At 37.4% G+C, this 15,608-nt stretch carries 15 protein-coding genes; 8 read left to right on the forward strand and 7 right to left on the reverse strand.

The window, feature by feature from the left end; translation table 11 throughout:
• The coding region (gene rlmD, locus BN990_RS20545) for a 23S rRNA (uracil(1939)-C(5))-methyltransferase RlmD (protein ID WP_038247338.1) at window positions 1-900 on the forward strand (900 nt) is incomplete at its 5' end.
• 352 nt (window positions 901-1,252) lie between these two features.
• Entirely contained in the window at window positions 1,253-1,618 is a 366-nt protein-coding gene (locus BN990_RS20550; protein ID WP_031335422.1) for a cupin domain-containing protein, read from the forward strand.
• Window positions 1,619-1,834: 216 nt separating this feature from the next.
• On the opposite strand, the gene BN990_RS20555 is transcribed toward BN990_RS20550, so the two are convergent.
• From BN990_RS20555 to BN990_RS20570, 4 genes are all read right to left on the reverse strand, one after another.
• Window positions 1,835-2,401: a DUF4256 domain-containing protein gene (locus BN990_RS20555; protein ID WP_031335421.1), complete on the reverse strand. Its 567-nt coding sequence runs from the start codon at window positions 2,399-2,401 to the stop codon at window positions 1,835-1,837.
• 368 nt (window positions 2,402-2,769) lie between these two features.
• Window positions 2,770-3,471, reverse strand: a complete 702-nt coding sequence (tatC, locus tag BN990_RS20560) for a twin-arginine translocase subunit TatC (protein WP_369759874.1) — start codon at window positions 3,469-3,471, stop codon at window positions 2,770-2,772.
• Between the two features lie 90 nt (window positions 3,472-3,561).
• Window positions 3,562-3,753: a twin-arginine translocase TatA/TatE family subunit gene (gene tatA / locus BN990_RS20565; protein WP_038247343.1), complete on the reverse strand. Its 192-nt coding sequence runs from the start codon at window positions 3,751-3,753 to the stop codon at window positions 3,562-3,564.
• A 109-nt stretch (window positions 3,754-3,862) separates the two neighbouring features.
• A complete protein-coding gene (locus BN990_RS20570) occupies window positions 3,863-5,611 on the reverse strand; it encodes an alkaline phosphatase D family protein (RefSeq protein ID WP_021290721.1) in 1,749 nt (582 codons plus the stop codon).
• Between the two features lie 530 nt (window positions 5,612-6,141).
• Between BN990_RS20570 and BN990_RS20575 the strand changes: the two genes are divergently transcribed.
• From BN990_RS20575 to lhgO, 3 genes are read left to right on the forward strand one after another with little or no spacing between them, the layout of a single operon-like run.
• Window positions 6,142-6,837: a FadR/GntR family transcriptional regulator gene (locus BN990_RS20575; protein ID WP_021290720.1), complete on the forward strand. Its 696-nt coding sequence runs from the start codon at window positions 6,142-6,144 to the stop codon at window positions 6,835-6,837.
• Between the two features lie 16 nt (window positions 6,838-6,853).
• Entirely contained in the window at window positions 6,854-8,143 is a 1,290-nt protein-coding gene (locus tag BN990_RS20580) for an Nramp family divalent metal transporter (protein WP_081856206.1), read from the forward strand.
• A 14-nt stretch (window positions 8,144-8,157) separates the two neighbouring features.
• Complete coding sequence (gene lhgO / locus BN990_RS20585; protein ID WP_021290718.1) at window positions 8,158-9,339, forward strand: L-2-hydroxyglutarate oxidase; 1,182 nt, start codon at window positions 8,158-8,160, stop codon at window positions 9,337-9,339.
• Window positions 9,340-9,545: 206 nt separating this feature from the next.
• On the opposite strand, the gene BN990_RS20590 is transcribed toward lhgO, so the two are convergent.
• The gene (locus tag BN990_RS20590; RefSeq protein ID WP_051739396.1) at window positions 9,546-9,797 is read right to left on the reverse strand and encodes a DNA-directed RNA polymerase subunit alpha C-terminal domain-containing protein; all 252 of its coding nucleotides are present in this window, start codon (window positions 9,795-9,797) and stop codon (window positions 9,546-9,548) included.
• A gap of 28 nt (window positions 9,798-9,825) precedes the next feature.
• Complete coding sequence (locus BN990_RS22780; RefSeq protein ID WP_074436719.1) at window positions 9,826-10,236, reverse strand: hypothetical protein; 411 nt, start codon at window positions 10,234-10,236, stop codon at window positions 9,826-9,828.
• Window positions 10,237-10,413: 177 nt separating this feature from the next.
• Here BN990_RS22780 and BN990_RS20595 point away from each other — a divergent pair, with 177 nt between their 5' ends.
• Window positions 10,414-10,842, forward strand: coding sequence for a DUF4181 domain-containing protein (locus BN990_RS20595; RefSeq protein ID WP_081674739.1), 429 nt, complete (start codon window positions 10,414-10,416; stop codon window positions 10,840-10,842).
• Window positions 10,843-10,886: 44 nt separating this feature from the next.
• On the opposite strand, the gene BN990_RS20600 is transcribed toward BN990_RS20595, so the two are convergent.
• Window positions 10,887-11,459: a TetR/AcrR family transcriptional regulator gene (locus tag BN990_RS20600; protein ID WP_021290715.1), complete on the reverse strand. Its 573-nt coding sequence runs from the start codon at window positions 11,457-11,459 to the stop codon at window positions 10,887-10,889.
• Between the two features lie 268 nt (window positions 11,460-11,727).
• Here BN990_RS20600 and BN990_RS20605 point away from each other — a divergent pair, with 268 nt between their 5' ends.
• Together BN990_RS20605 and BN990_RS20610 are read left to right on the forward strand one after the other, a co-directional pair.
• Window positions 11,728-13,671, forward strand: a complete 1,944-nt coding sequence (locus tag BN990_RS20605; protein ID WP_021290714.1) for an efflux RND transporter permease subunit — start codon at window positions 11,728-11,730, stop codon at window positions 13,669-13,671.
• Window positions 13,672-13,675: 4 nt separating this feature from the next.
• Entirely contained in the window at window positions 13,676-15,502 is a 1,827-nt protein-coding gene (locus BN990_RS20610; protein WP_038247346.1) for a methyl-accepting chemotaxis protein, read from the forward strand.
• Window positions 15,503-15,608 lie beyond the last annotated feature (106 nt).

Here is a 15,608-nt window from a genome sequence, read left to right on the forward strand (position 1 = left end):
ATGGATACGTGTGTAATACAAGATGACAGCAATGATCGACTTGTAGAAGCGGTTCGCCGAATTGCAGATCGATTAGATATCGAAGCATATGATGAGCAGCATAATCGAGGGGTATTGCGCCATATCATGGTTCGTACTGGAAGAGAAACCAATGACGCGATGATTGTTATTGTTACCCGTACACAAAAAATACCGTATCAAGACAAATTAATAAATGAATTAACGGAAACGTATCCGCATGTGAAATCAATTATTCATAATGTCAACAACGAACGTACCAATGTCATAATGGGTAAGAAAACAAAGGTTATTTGGGGAGACGAGTACATATACGATACAATTGGCGAGGTACGTTTCGCTATTTCGGCCAAATCCTTTTATCAAGTAAATCCACCTCAAACAAAGGTTCTATATGACAAAGCATTAGAATATGCAAACATCGGAGCGAATGATATTGTTGTTGATGCCTATTGTGGAATTGGAACCATTTCATTATTCTTAGCACAACAAGCGAAAAAGGTTTACGGTATCGAAGTTGTTCCAGAGGCCATTAGCGACGCCAAGAAGAATGCTAAATTAAATGGAATAACGAATGCAGAATTCGTTGTGGGTGAAGCAGAAAAAGTCATGCCATGGTGGAAAGCCCAGGGCCTGCGTCCAGATGTAATTGTTGTTGATCCACCTCGAAAAGGCTGTGAGGTAGATTTCTTAAACGCCATGATTGAAATGGAACCAAAGCGAATTGTATATGTTTCCTGTAACCCGTCAACCCTAGCACGTGATTTGAAAATATTAGATGAAGGTGGCTATGAAACGAAAGAAGTCCAACCTGTTGATATGTTCTCACAGACAAATCACGTCGAGTGCGTAGCGTGGTTGGAAAGGAATTTGTCTAATTAAAATATAAATCACCGAACCAAAATAAACATTTCCGATTAAGACCTCGATTTCGTGAAAATAAACATTTCCGATTTCAGGGTCTTTTTCATGCCCATCCCTTGTCTTGTCTCGGTTTTCTCGTGTGTTTCCATTACGCAACATTCTCGGAAAATTTCTTTGTTAACTCAGAAAAGGCGAAAAAAAGCGGAATAACGGCATGTTTTTAACTGGACATGATAGAGTAGGGGGGGGTTCATTGCAAATTAAAATGATTATTAACATGACTGTATTATAAATGTAAAGAATAGAAATTAGTTATTAGTAGGTAATAAAAATTAGTATTGACAGGAAGTTAAAAGATGGAGGGATAAATATCATATACCAAGCCATTAATCTAAGGGAAAAATTATCAAAATTCAGTGATCACTGGTCTCCCAAAATTATTAGTGAAATAAATGACTATCAATTTAAGTTAGTCAAAATACAAGGTGATTTTGTGTGGCATGATCACAAGCATACGGATGAAGTATTTATTGTGTTACAAGGTGAAATGTCGATCCTATTTCGAGATGGGAAAGTTAAACTCTCTCAAGGAGAGATGTTTGTGGTACCAAAAGGGATAGAGCATAAGACTTTTTCCGAAACGGAATGTCATGCCATGATAGTTGAACCTAAAGGTGTAGTCAACACTGGTGAGGTTGAATCTGGATTAACTGCCGAAAATGATGTTTGGATTTAAGGAATATTATTCTATTACTTATATTGAATAGAAAAACGATAGGTATATATTTTTCATTGGTACATTTGAAAAAGACAAGTTTTAAACGCATCAGCTTAATATTACTAATTTAACTAGTGATAGATTAGAGGCAAATGATTCAACAAGATTTCCGAGGTCGAAATGAACTATCGAACGCTTTTCTGGTCCAAGAAAAGCGTTCGATCATGGAATCATTCACACGCTTAACGAGCCACGGAATCCTCTGGCACCATAGTAAGAGGATGCGCCGTTGTGATAGACGAAGACATGCCCGAAGCGGTAATCGCAAAAAAGGGCACCGCCGAGTTCTCTGATATCAGAGGGGGTTTGTACCCAACTTGATGTTTTTAAATCGAAATCTTCAAGTTGCTGCAATGCTCGATATTGTTCTTCCGTTAAAATTTCAATGCCCATGTCAGTTGCCATATCAAAAGCATTATTTTCCGGTTTGTGTTTTTTCCTTGACTCCAGCGCTTCTCGGTCATAACAAACACTTCTACGACCTTTTGGGCTTTCTTTTGAACAATCATAAAAAATAAATTCGTTCTTCTTTTTATCATAAATAACGACATCTGGTTCGCCGCCAGTTCGTTCCATTTCGTTGAGTGACCATAGTTTTTCAGTGTTATTAGCCAACTTTGCTTGAACGTTATCCCATTCCAGTCCTTTATGGCGGTGCATGTTTTTTTCAAAACGATCTCTCAATGCATGTAATAACGCTTCACGCTGTTCCTTTGATAATTCCTGTTTATTCGTCACGATCGTTTCCTCCTTATTGTTTTTATTCCGTAATAGTTTAAGTATATATAAATGTAGCTTGATAATAAAATCGTTTCAATAAGTGGTTGAATTCAGTTTACAATAAATCTTAGGATAAAGTAAATGACTTCTTCACCCTTATCAACCATTCAACCCATTCATAATAAGTAATAGAGTAGAAGAATGAAGAAGTAAAACGGAGGTATGTAGTGAGGTTCGTTTTGGAATTACATGTTGTCAGTATGCTATATGCTGTCATTCTATTTATTCCTATTGAACGGATGTTAAATAGCCGCAATTTTCATTCGAAATCGCGGCTTATGTACAGTTTTTTCTGAATGAATGCTACCAGTCACATCGTTCCTCATGTGTTAAGATTCGGATACACGTTGCCTGGTTAATACCCATTTCGATAATTGAATACTAATCTCGTATAGCAGGATGAGAGGTAATGCTACAATTAATGGCATGACAAGATCCGGTGGAGTTAACATGGTACATATAATAATTAATACAAAATAGGCATACTTCCTGATTTTCTTCATAAAATCTGGAGTTAGAATTCCAAGTGTTGTTAGGAACATGACAATGATTGGAAGTTCAAATAAAAAGGCAAATGGTATCGTCATTCCAAATAAAAATTTAAAGTAGCGGTCCACGGTTAACATAACTTCAAACATACCTTCAGATAAGGAAAGAATAAAAGGGAATATCAGCTTTACAAAAACTGCATAACCAAATACAAGACCACCAATAAATAATAAAAATAAGAAAGGGATGTATGATAAAGAAACCTTTCTTTCTTTTGCAGTTAACCCTGGCTTCACAAACGCCCAAATCTCATATGCGATGACAGGAATGATGCCCGTCAGTCCCACTAATCCGGCCATGCGGAAGTAAATCCAGATGATTTCCGAAGGGCTGATTACCATTAAATCGATATCAATATCATTGATAAAAAATGTGTAAATATAATCCACAAAAAGAAAACCTGTTAAAAAAAATAAAACAAACCAGCCAACGGTTACAAAGATTCGATTTCTTAATTCCGACAGATGACCAACGATATCCATTTCGATTTCATTCTCCAAATTGGTAACTCCTTTCTTATAACATACAGGAAGATGCAGGGGTTCCCACATCTTCACCTGTCCAATAATTATTCAACATTTTTTATTAACACTGGTTTTTTCTTCATTATCTGTGTCTCTTGTTAAATCATTCGTAGCTTTCTTAAATTCTTTCAACGTTTGCCCAGTTGCTTTTCCGATTTCTGGTAGCTTTTTTGGTCCAAAAATTACCAAAGCAATGATTAAGATCAAGATTAACCCTGGTATACCGATTGAGGATAACATTGATACACCTTCCTTCATCCATTTATACAAGTTGTATGTCTAAAGACCCCTATCCACTCCTACTGATACGTTAGCAAAAAGGTCCTCATCTAAGGGACCTTTTCACAAATCAATTTCCCGTTCCATTGCCTTGTTTCTGTACTTGTTTGTCATGTGCTTTATCTTGCGCTTTAATGCGGTCTTCTTCCACCTCACTCGATTGCTTCTTATGTGTAGACAATGGCTTGTCCTGTTTGGAAACTAAACCAGGCTGGTCGTGTTTTATCTCAAACGATGCCCTTGTATGGATTGGTGCGCCAGGTTGGCTTACATAGGATACGACACGGTAATCTGCCGTCCATTTCTCAGGTGTTACCTGACACCGCACATATCCTCGGAAGTCATTGAAAAATTTGATATGTGGATTTTCTTCTAAAATCGCATCGGTATCCTGACGCTTTTCACTTCCATCCCCACCTGAAGTGATTGAAGTTCCGACAAATTCTGACCCAAGCGTTGCTGAATCCGGGTCGTCAAAGTCGGTCTTAATATCTCCAGCCCAGTTTGCATGGACATCTCCTGTCAAAACAACTAAGTTCTTGACATCATTTTCTTGTACGTATTCGAGTATACGATCACGATTGGCAGAATAACCATCCCAAGCATCCATATTGTAAAGAACTTCACCATCAATATCATTATTAAGTTGATTAAAGAAGATTTGTTGAGCTAACACATTCCAACGGGCATTCGAGCGTCCAAGACCTTCTAACAACCAGTTCTCCTGTTCATTTCCAAGTAAGGTACGATTCGGGTCAGTAGATTCCTCGTTTGGAGGTTTGATGCCATCTCCGTTTGCTTGATTATCGCGGTATTGACGGGTATCTAGAACATTAAATTCAATTAAATCCCCATAAGTAAAACGGCGATATAAATTCATATCTGCTCCTTGCGGAAGGCTGGACTCTCGTAAAGGCATGTGTTCGTAGTAAGCTTGATAGGCGTGGATTCGTCTTCGGATGAATTCTTCAACAGATTGATCTCTTTCCGGAATATCATCGGCATAATTATTTTCTACTTCATGGTCATCCCAGGTAACGATCCATGGAAATGCTGCATGAGCTGACTGAAGGTATTTGTCTGTTTTATATTGCGCATGTCTGTTTCGATAATCGTCTAATGACATAATTTCCGGGCTGCTATGTGTGCGAACGTTCCCTGTAGTTGCAACATATTCGTTTGGCCCATATTCATAAATATAGTCTCCAAGATGTATGACGAAATCTAGCTTTTCTTCGGCCATATGCTTATAAGCAGTATAGAATCCATGTTCGAATTGTTGGCAAGAGGCAAAAGCAAAGCTTAATTTTCCTAGGTTTTCACCAGGTGCAGGCAATGTTTTTGTTTTTCCAATTGGGCTTACTTCATACCCTGCTTTGAAACGGTAATAATAATCACGGTTCGGCTCAAGGTCAAAAACTTCCACATGTACGGAGTGAGCCAGTTCGGGACGAGCAAGTTCTGTACCATGATTAATGATATGTTTAAAATGCTTGTCTTCCGAAATTTCCCATTCCACAGGGACATTATAGCTTGGCATTCCTCCATTGTTTAAAGGCTCAGGAGCCAGTCTTGTCCACAGTACAACACTATCAGATAGCGGATCTCCGGAAGCAACACCTAATTTAAATGGATAGCCAGTAAATTGTGGAGAAGCCTCTACTTTTAATCCATTAAATTGACTTGCTAAAGTCATTCCTAGAGCAATACCAGCTACCTTTGTAGTCTGGGATAAAAAATTCCTCCGATCCATCGAATGATTGAGCAGACGTTCGGACTCCGATTTGAGCATTTTCTCCAAATTTCGTTCTTTACTCATTTCAATTTCTCCTTTCTTACATGATTTGCATGAAAAATATAAAATATTTGAAATCACCTTCAGTATAAAAAAGGAATATAAACTGTATTTAAATGGAAATAAAAGATTCTGTAAAAGAAATTAGGAATATATAAGCATGAGCAAGGTGCTGGTTCCATGTGCCCTCCTAGTCGAAATCTAGTTGTGTGCTTAAGATGTTCTTGCAATGGAAGCTATATTTCATTCTTTTTCTAGGTAACAATATCTAACAAAATCTACCTAAAAATTTGATAGTTATTCATAATCTAATTTTTGATTAATGTTAATTATTCATATTATCTACATCATTTCTTAATATTAGTGTTCCAACTATAAAAAATATTGAAGCTTGCCTAATCATCAAAAAAACATGGGAGGCTTTGAATATAATTAAAACGTTGTTCTTTTTCATTACAATTAACAAAATATTCTTGCTTAAATAATTATTTTATTCTATACTGTATCAAACTGGACCACCCAATTTACCAGTATGTGAAAAGAGGAATGGTGATATGGATTTTTCGCCGGTAAAGAAGCAGCGGGTCTATCGGGAGATTGTTCGCCAGCTAAGAAAAAAGATAGAGGAGGGAGAGATTGCTTTAGGAGAACAATTACCATCCGAACGTAATCTAGCAGAAAGTCTTTCGGTGTCGAGAAGTTCTGTTAAGGAAGCCTTTAGCGTATTGGAATCTGTAGGTGTAGTGGAGATTAAACAAGGCAGTGGAGTTTACCTGCGTAATAACAACCATAACGATGTGATTGCAAAAATCAATGCGATTATTCATGGGGTTTCTGTTGATATTGTAGAGTTAATGGAGTTTAGACTAGCTTTAGAGCGAGATACTGCGTATTATGCGGCAATTCGTGGGAACAGGGAAGAAATCAGCAATATTGCAAGCGCATATCGTAATTTAGAAATGGCCGCAGAACAGAATGAGAATGGAGCGGAAGAAGATTTAGCCTTCCATATGGCAATAGCAAGAGCCGCGGGCAATTCAATTGTTGAGAGAGTCATGTATATGTTATCTAGTGAAGTTCGAGAAGGATTGAAGGAAAGCAGGGAAAGCACATTACATGTACCAGCAAGATCCAGTATGGTGCTTAAGGAACATAAAGCAATATATGATGCGATCAAAAATGGAAGCGCTAACATAGCGAGGGAAGCAATGGCTGTTCATCTAGAAGGCGTTCGAAAACGTTATTTATAGCAAAGGGGGAAAATAAATGCGTGCTGAAACAGTGGAAGAAAGAGCGGTAGATTATACGGATGAATCATTAGCACCGCCGACAACATGGAAAGGCAAGCTGAAGATGGTAGGGCCTGGTTTTGTTACAGCGGCAACCGGTGTTGGAACTGGCGACTTGATTGCTGCGTTAGTTGCAGGTGCAGGGTTTGGCATGACGTTGATATGGGCAATTGTAGTTGGAGCTATTTTTAAGTATTTTTTCACAGAAGGAATGGGGCGATGGCATTTAGCAACAGGTAGAACAATTCTTGAGGGATTCCACTCGCTGGGGAAATGGGCCACCGGTTATTTCGGCGTCTATGCTATACTGTGGGGTTTAAGCTATGGAGCAGCTGCTATGTCTACGAGTGCAATAATGATGGTAACGATGTTTCCGATTATGCCGTTATGGGCTTGGGCGATCATACATGGACTTGCAGGTATGGCCCTTGTATTAACAGGAAAATATAAGCTGTTCGAACGTATTATGACAGTCATGATAGGTATTATGTTCATCACTGTTGTTGGTTCAGCAGTTATTCTTTTACCCAATATTGGCGATATTCTAAGTGGGTTTGTACCTCGCACTGGAGACGGATCATTATTACTGGTTATGGGTCTCCTTGGAGGTGTTGGTGGTACTATTACAATGGCTTCATATGGTTACTGGATTCGAGAAAACAAATGGCAAGGTAGTAAGTGGATTCCAATGATGAAACTTGATTCAGCGATTGGTTACGTGATCACAGGGATTTTTACCGTGTCATTGCTCGTAATAGGGGCAGAGTTTTTATATGGAAGTGGAATTGAAATTAACGGGGAAGAGGGTCTTGTCACACTTTCTTCCATGTTCAGTAATGAGTTTGGTGAAGTGGCGCGTTGGATGTTCTTAATTGGTGCTTGGAGTGCGGCATTTTCTTCCTTACTGGGTGTTTGGAATGGTGTACCTTATTTGTTCGCAGATTTTGTAAGGATGCTGCGCGGAAAAGCGGAAAAAACAGTAAAACCAATATCTGAAAAAGATCCAGCATACCGAGCTTATCTACTTTGGTTGACTTTTCCTCCAATGCTGCTGCTGTTCTTTGACAAGCCAGTATTTCTTGTTATTTTATACGGTGCCCTTGGCGCATTATTCATGCCATTTTTGGCAATTACGCTTTTGTGGTTATTAAATTCTAATCGAGTAGAAAGCGCCTATAAGAATGGATGGCTCGCAAACATTGTATTGATATGCTGTGTTTTAATGTTTGGATATCTTAGTATCGTTGAACTAATCAACATGTTTTAAAGGGAGTGGACAACATGGTTTATGACTATGCAATAATTGGTGGCGGAATAATTGGTCTTTCTGTAGGAATGGAACTCTGTAAAAAACATCCGGATGCGTCCATTATTATTTTGGAGAAGGAAGAAGCATTGTCCCAGCATCAAACTGGTAATAATAGTGGTGTCATTCATTCTGGGATTTATTATCCACCAGGCAGTTTGAAGTCCAAACTTGCACGGCAAGGAAATAGACAGATGACAGCATTTTGCAAAAAGCATGGGATCACATTTGAACAATGCGGGAAAGTGATTGTAGCAACAAAGGAATCAGAATTGCCACTGTTGGAAGATCTTTATCATCGAGGGCTTCAAAATCAACTGAAGGTTGAGAAAATATCATTGGAAGAGCTCTATGAAGTGGAGCCGCATGTGAATGCAATTGCTGCGATTCGCGTTCCTAGTACTGGCATTGTCGATTTCAGTGAAGTATCGGCAGTATTTGCAGATTATATTGTACAAGGAAATGGTAATATAGCGCTGGGAACAGAAGTGATGGATATTGATGATCAAGAGGATTATGTGAACTTGGTGACCAATAAGGGGAAGGTTCGTAGTCGTTTCTTAATTAACTGTTCTGGGCTATTTTCAGACAAAGTTACGGAACTGGCTGGCATTAAAACAGATATGAAGATAATTCCATTCCGAGGAGAATATTATGAGTTGAATCCGGATAAACGACACTTAGTCCATAACCTCATTTACCCAGTCCCAAATCCAGACTTCCCGTTTCTTGGCGTTCATTTTACAAGAATGGCCGATGGAAGGGTATTGATCGGGCCAAATGCTGTCTATAGTTTTAAGCGAGAAGGCTATCGAAAATGGGATTTTAATTGGCGTGATTTTATAGAGGGAGCAACCTATCCAGGCTTTTTAAAACTAGCTAGAAGCAATATGAAAGAAGGATTAAAAGAAATGTACCGTTCGTACAGTAAGAGAGCGTTTATCAAAGAAGTTCAGCGGTTTATTCCTGAAATTAACGAAGATGATATTACATCAGCTACATCTGGAGTCCGTGCACAGGCACTAGACAGTGAAGGCAAATTGCTTGATGACTTTGTTATTATTCGTCAAGAAAAGGCTGTGCATGTCTGTAATGCACCTTCGCCGGCTGCAACAGCCTCAATTGAGATCGGTAAAGAAATAGTGGGAGCGCTGTAAGGGACGTACTTTATGGTGAAATCATGGCAGCGCAGGAAAGGTGGCAGAACGATCTCATACGGAGGAAAATTGTTTTGTATTGTAGAGAATGGGAGATTTCCCATTCTCTTTACTGATAGTAGTTTTGACCTTATTTATATATCGTTTGCATTTTGTCCTATTTTAAATAAAGGATTTGTATATTCGTTTATAATTTAAGAAAAATCTTACTTACTTTCTACCTTTTTAAAGGATAATCCATTCTCTTCTAATGATTGTTTCAATTTAGGTATGGAGGATGGTCCTATTCCATGAAACTGTAAGATTTCAGCTTCACTATACTGAGATAACTGTTGCAAAGAAGTAATATTATTGTTTTCCAACGCACGTCTGGCTGGTGCGGATAATAGGGAAAGGAATCCGTTTTTAGGTTTGTGTTCTTGCTCACATGTTCTAAGTGTCTTCCTTGAATTGATCATTAGCAAGGCCTCCTTTATTCTGACAAGATTAGTGTAAATACCCGCGAAATAGCATATACCTACAATACCAATATAATCCGAAAGTTAACAGTAAAATAGATAGATCAAAGAGAGATTGTGTAAAACCAAAAATCGTTAAACGGTTCATAAAAATGAAGGTAATGGCATTCAATAAGAAAAGTGCTACGGTAGATAGGAGGGCTAATATAATCGATCGTTTCATACGTAATAAGAGGAAAATGGGAGCAATCATTCCACTGATAAGATTTAGTGTCCAGCATATAAGTAGATAATTAGAAAAGTAATGATATTGATCATTTCCATCATCCTGTGAATCAAAATAGGTTGTGTTTAAACTAAGCGACATGATGTAATCATATATTCCAATCATGTAAAGAAAGATAAAAAATAGTGCAATTACCCATAGATGTAATGGCATCTTCTTCGTTTTTGACAGAACCATCTATCCAACGCTTTTCTTTCGTATAAGTAATGAGAAATGTTTATGTACGGAAAGCATCACTTACTTTATGATTAGGGTAACACATTATTGTTCATTTTATAAAAGATGCTAAAAGAAAAGCTTCTTTTATTTGGGAGGAATTTGGTTGTTATGATGAACGATGGCTTAGGGGCTATATTTTTGGGAAAACTAATTTTAATTATCGTTATTTTCCTTTTAAGTTTATTTCTTTTCAATTATGGAATTCGTAAATGGCTTAAAGTAAAGAGGAAGAAATTCTTTTCTTATAGTCATGTTAATGAGAAGCATGAACGAATAGATTGGATCATAAGGATTTCATTTATTTTCATCTTTTTGTTTCTTCCTATCATTAATCTAAGTTTGCCAGATAGTCAATGGTATCTTGAGCCAAGTTTTTTAATGATTATTTTTATTAATACCGTTGAAATAACCCGGTCGATAATGGAATGGAGATATGATTCGGACGAAAATTCCTATCTTTTTACCATTAGTCAGTTGCTATTCATCAATTTTTTCATTTTTTTCTTGTTTATTACTAATTTTTTCGATTGGTTTATATAAGTCTAATTCTATTAAAAGATGAAGAGCTAGGTAAGTAGAGTAAATTAATCTACGTAACAGTTATTAATTCCATTTAAAGCAATACGGTTAATAATTTGAGCAATTTGATGTGGAGTTTTATCCATATTACGAGCAAGCCAAAGTTTAATAACATGAATGCTGCCACTTATAATAAATGTACTGAGGTATTCAGAGTTAGCTTGATCTATTTCATCATCATTCATCCAGTTATTAATTAGGAAGTTGCTAGCTACCTCCATTACTCTTCGCTCAAAAGATGTATCCTCATTTTCATTTAAAAGTGTGTAAAATATATCGTACTTTGAAACGATATATTCTAATAACCTCTCTGTTGTTTGTAAAGCCTGTTCTTTTTCTTCAAAGTTATGCTGATTTAAATACGTATTCATGTCCGCGATAATTTCTTCTTCTATTTGTCTAAGTAAATCAAATTGATCTTTGTAATGCGTATAAAAAGTGGATCGATTAATGTCAGCATGTTCACAGAGTTCTTTGACAGTAATTCCAGATAGGGCTTTTGATTTTAATAATGTCATTAAACTATCCTTTAATACCATTCGCGTATATCTTTTTCGTCGATCTAATTTTTCGTTCATAAAAAATTCACACTTTCTTCCTAGTATTATCCGACACGATTGTTAAATATGTTGGATTTTGTACGTGACTTAACAAACTGTTTGTTGTTAATCCAACACTGTGTATATTATAATAATAAATGATTTCAATTAAGGGTGCAAGAGAGGATGAGCTCCGATTGGTTGGACAACAAAGATTTTAAAACATAAAAAGTCAGTCGTAATTACATTTATCACACTGGCAATTATTAGTGTTTTTGCTCAATTTGCCGTATCTATTAATTATAATATGGTAGATTATCTTCCAGAAGATTCACCATCGACAACGGCGATGGATACAATGAATGAGGAATTTGATGGTGCCATTGCTAATACGCGCGTGATGATGAGAGATATTAGCATTCAAGAGGCATTAGCCTTTAAAAAAGAATTAGAAGCTACCGACGGCGTTTCAGAAGTGACCTGGCTTGATGATGCAATTGATATGAAAACACCAATCGAAATGGCCGATACGGATACCGTGGAATCTTATTATAAAGATGGGAATGCATTATTCTCCTTCCACATTGAAGAAGGAAAAGAAGTTGAAACGACAGAGGCGATTTATCAATTAATTGGTGAAGACAATGCGATGTCTGGAGAAGCACTTGATACAGCAACATCTCAAAAAATGACAGGGACAGAAACAATGTATGCTGCTGCCCTGCTGATACCAATTATTATTCTAATTTTGATTTTATCTACTCGATCTTGGGCCGAACCGGTATTTTTCCTTACGGCAATTGGTGTTTCTGTACTTATCAACTTGGGCACGAATATTTTTATCGGAGAAATATCATTTATAACGCAATCCGTTGCTCCGATATTGCAACTTGCGGTCTCGCTTGATTATGCCATCTTCTTATTGCATAGCTTTTCGGATTATCGTAAGCAAACAGAGACGCCAGAAGAAGCGATGAAAATGGCGATGAAGCGATCATTTCCAGCAATTGCTGCTAGTGCGTCAACGACTTTCTTCGGTTTTATCGCATTGACATTTATGGATTTCGAAATTGGTGCAGATTTAGGACTTAATCTGGTTAAAGGGATCGTACTTAGCTTTATAAGTGTTATGGTATTTCTTCCAGCGTTAACATTAATGTTCTATCATTGGATTGATAAGACACAACATAAACAATTATTACCAAGTATACGCAATGTCGGCAAAACATTGTTGAAATTCCGGATACCAGCGCTAATTATTCTGTTCATCTTGATTGTACCTGCATTCTTGGGTCAAAGTCAGACTAACTTTATGTATGGGATTGGCGATCAACCAGATGACACAAGAGCGGGTAGTGATGCAACAGCCATTGAAGACGTATTTGAAAAGCATACGCCAATGGTATTATTAGTTCCAAAAGGAGATATCGCGAAAGAAGAGAACTTAGTTCAAGAATTAAAAGGGATATCTCAAGTGAAAAGTACCGTTTCTTACGTTGATGCAGTTAGTCCTGCTATACCACCTGAATACCTGGAAGAATCGGCAACAGAACAATTTTTCTCAGAGAATTATAGTCGAATTATCGTAAATTCAACTGTAGATAAAGAAGGAGAAGCAACGTTTGCGTTCATTGATCAACTAAGGTCACTAACGGCTGATTACTATGGTGATAACTATCATTTATTAGGGGAAAGTGTCACCTTATATGATATGAAGAATGTAGTGGAGAAAGATAACACGGTTGTTAATCTGTTAACGGTGATTACTATTGCCATCGTACTACTCGTTACGTTCCGTTCCATTTCCTTCCCAGTCGTATTATTAATTACTATCCAATCTGCCGTTTGGATTAATTTATCCATTCCATATTTCACGAATACGACATTGGTATATGTAGGTTATTTAATTATTAGTACGGTACAGTTAGCAGCAACGGTTGATTACGCAATTTTATTAACCGAAGCGTATAAAGAAAATCGTAAAGAAATGCCTGCCTTAAAGGCAGTTAAGAAAACAATCGATGAAAAAATCTTTTCCATTGGTGTCTCTGCATCTATCTTATCAAGTGTCGGGTTTATCTTATGGATGACATCTTCCAATCAGGTAGTTTCATCTATTGGATTGCTCTTAGGTAGAGGGGCATTATTAGCATTCATTATGGTAGTGTTGGTGCTGCCTGCCCTTCTGATTGTACTTGATCGAATAATTAAGAAAACCACGTGGAAACCAAATTTTTATAAGGGGAAGTGATGAGTTGCGAACCAAAAAAATAGGCCTGTTGATATTGAGTACTATGTTGGTGTTTTCGTCCTTTCCTTCTATTACCTTAGCTAATGAAGATAAGGAAGCCAAAAGCTCTGAAAATCAAGAAAAGACAGGAGACTATACCACGAAAGATGAGGTTGTATATGGGAATTTGGATGCAGCTGGAAAAATAGAAGATATGTATGTAGTCAATACTTTCCGTATGACAGAACCTGGAAAAGTTGTGGATTATGGTAATTATGCTTCTGTACGAAATCTTACTAATCTAGCAAACTTGGAAAATAAGGAAGGCAAAGTCCAATTCCAAGCTGAAGAAGAAGCGTTTTATTACCAGGGAAATATGAAGAATAAATCCTTACCCTGGGATGTTTCCATTACGTATTTACTAGATGGTAAGGAGATGGAGCCGCAAGAATTAGCTGGTAAGAGTGGATCTTTAGAAATACAAATATCTACAGCCGCGAATGATGAGGTTGATCCAGAATTCTTTGAGAATTTCTTGTTACAGATTGCCGTTACATTGGATCCAACGAAGTTTGATAATATTCAGGCACCTGAAGGGACAAAAGCAAACGCAGGTCAAAATAAACTAATAAACTTCTCGGTTATGCCTGAACAGGAAGAAGAATATATTATCTCGGCAGACGTTTCTAACTTTGAAATGGATCCGATTGAAATAAGTGCAGCACCTTATTCAATGTCGATTGAAAGTCCTGATACCAGTGGAGTAACTGGGGAAATGCAGGAACTTTCAAATGCAATTAGTGACGTTCATTCTGGTGTTGGAGAATTAAACGATGGAGTTAGTGAACTGAACCAAGGTGCGCAAGAGTTAAGTGATGGTTCGACTGATTATCGAAATGGAATGAATGAATTAAATCAATCTTCTAGTGAATTAATTAATGGTTCTGCATCCATACGAGATGCATTAACAACGATTAATCAAACCGTTCAGGAGAGCACTGGAAATGTAGATTTGAATAAGTTAAAGGAATTTCCAAATCGCCTGCGTGAAGTGGCAAGTGGTTTAGAAGATTCCGCGCAGGCAATTGATGGTATGAAGCAGGAATACAACAACGCTAACCAACAATTGAATGAAGCAATAAATGGTATTCCGTCTCATCAAATAAGTGAAGCACAATTCAATGAATTGAAGGAAAGTAATGCAGACCAACAGGTTATTGACCAATTGATTGAAACGTACCAAGCGGCAACTACAGCTAAAGAAACGTATAATGCTGTCAAAGGAGCATTTGACAGTGTGACAGGGGCATTGGATCAATCTTCCAGTGTAACTCGAGAGATGGCATCTAATCTAAATGAAATGGCTACTGAAATAGAGAAGACAATGGGAACAATGGAAGAAGTGGATGTGATTTCACAAATACAGGAAGGACTTTCTTCCTTCTCTTCGAACTATCAATCGTTCCATAATGGTTTAGTAAGTTACACGGATGGTGTCGATGAGTTAGCTTCATCGTATCAAGAATTGGATGCTGGGATACAAGAGTTGGCTAAAGGAACTGCTTCTACCAGTGACGGAGTGAATGAATTATATTCAGGTACAGAAGAATTGCAAGAAGCAACTAGCAACTTACCGGGTCAAGTCCAACAGCAAACCGATGAAATGATGGAGGAATACGATAACTCTGACTACAAACCTAGTTCCTTTGTGTCCGATCAAAATAAACATGTGGAAGTTGTACAGTTTGTTTTGCAAACAGAAAGTATTGAAATTCCCGAACCAGAATCATCCGAAAAAACAGAAGAAGAAGAAAAAGGTATTTGGGAACGATTCTTAGATCTCTTTCGGTAAGTGATCTTAGAAGCTGGGAAAAAATCAGCCAAATTAGCTAAAGTGGGTTCAATCATCGGTTTTGATGGTCGAACCCGTTTTTGTTTGGGTTTATTAAGACATGCAA

This window comes from Virgibacillus salexigens (assembly GCF_000723585.1).
Classification (GTDB): domain Bacteria; phylum Bacillota; class Bacilli; order Bacillales; family Amphibacillaceae; genus Virgibacillus; species Virgibacillus salexigens.

Bases quoted from the DNA above. Each gene is read 5' to 3' on its own strand.
- tatC (WP_369759874.1), bottom strand. From the start codon at position 3,471: ATGGATATCGTTGGTCATCTGTCGGAATTAAGAAATCGAATCTTTGTA.
- tatA (WP_038247343.1), bottom strand. From the start codon at position 3,753: ATGTTATCCTCAATCGGTATACCAGGGTTAATCTTGATCTTAATCATT.
- BN990_RS20570 (WP_021290721.1), bottom strand. From the start codon at position 5,611: ATGAGTAAAGAACGAAATTTGGAGAAAATGCTCAAATCGGAGTCCGAA.
- BN990_RS20575 (WP_021290720.1), top strand. From the start codon at position 6,142: ATGGATTTTTCGCCGGTAAAGAAGCAGCGGGTCTATCGGGAGATTGTT.
- BN990_RS20580 (WP_081856206.1), top strand. From the start codon at position 6,854: ATGCGTGCTGAAACAGTGGAAGAAAGAGCGGTAGATTATACGGATGAA.
- lhgO (WP_021290718.1), top strand. From the start codon at position 8,158: ATGGTTTATGACTATGCAATAATTGGTGGCGGAATAATTGGTCTTTCT.
- BN990_RS20590 (WP_051739396.1), bottom strand. From the start codon at position 9,797: ATGATCAATTCAAGGAAGACACTTAGAACATGTGAGCAAGAACACAAA.
- BN990_RS22780 (WP_074436719.1), bottom strand. From the start codon at position 10,236: ATGCCATTACATCTATGGGTAATTGCACTATTTTTTATCTTTCTTTAC.
- BN990_RS20595 (WP_081674739.1), top strand. From the start codon at position 10,414: ATGAACGATGGCTTAGGGGCTATATTTTTGGGAAAACTAATTTTAATT.
- BN990_RS20600 (WP_021290715.1), bottom strand. From the start codon at position 11,459: ATGAACGAAAAATTAGATCGACGAAAAAGATATACGCGAATGGTATTA.
- BN990_RS20605 (WP_021290714.1), top strand. From the start codon at position 11,728: ATGGTAGATTATCTTCCAGAAGATTCACCATCGACAACGGCGATGGAT.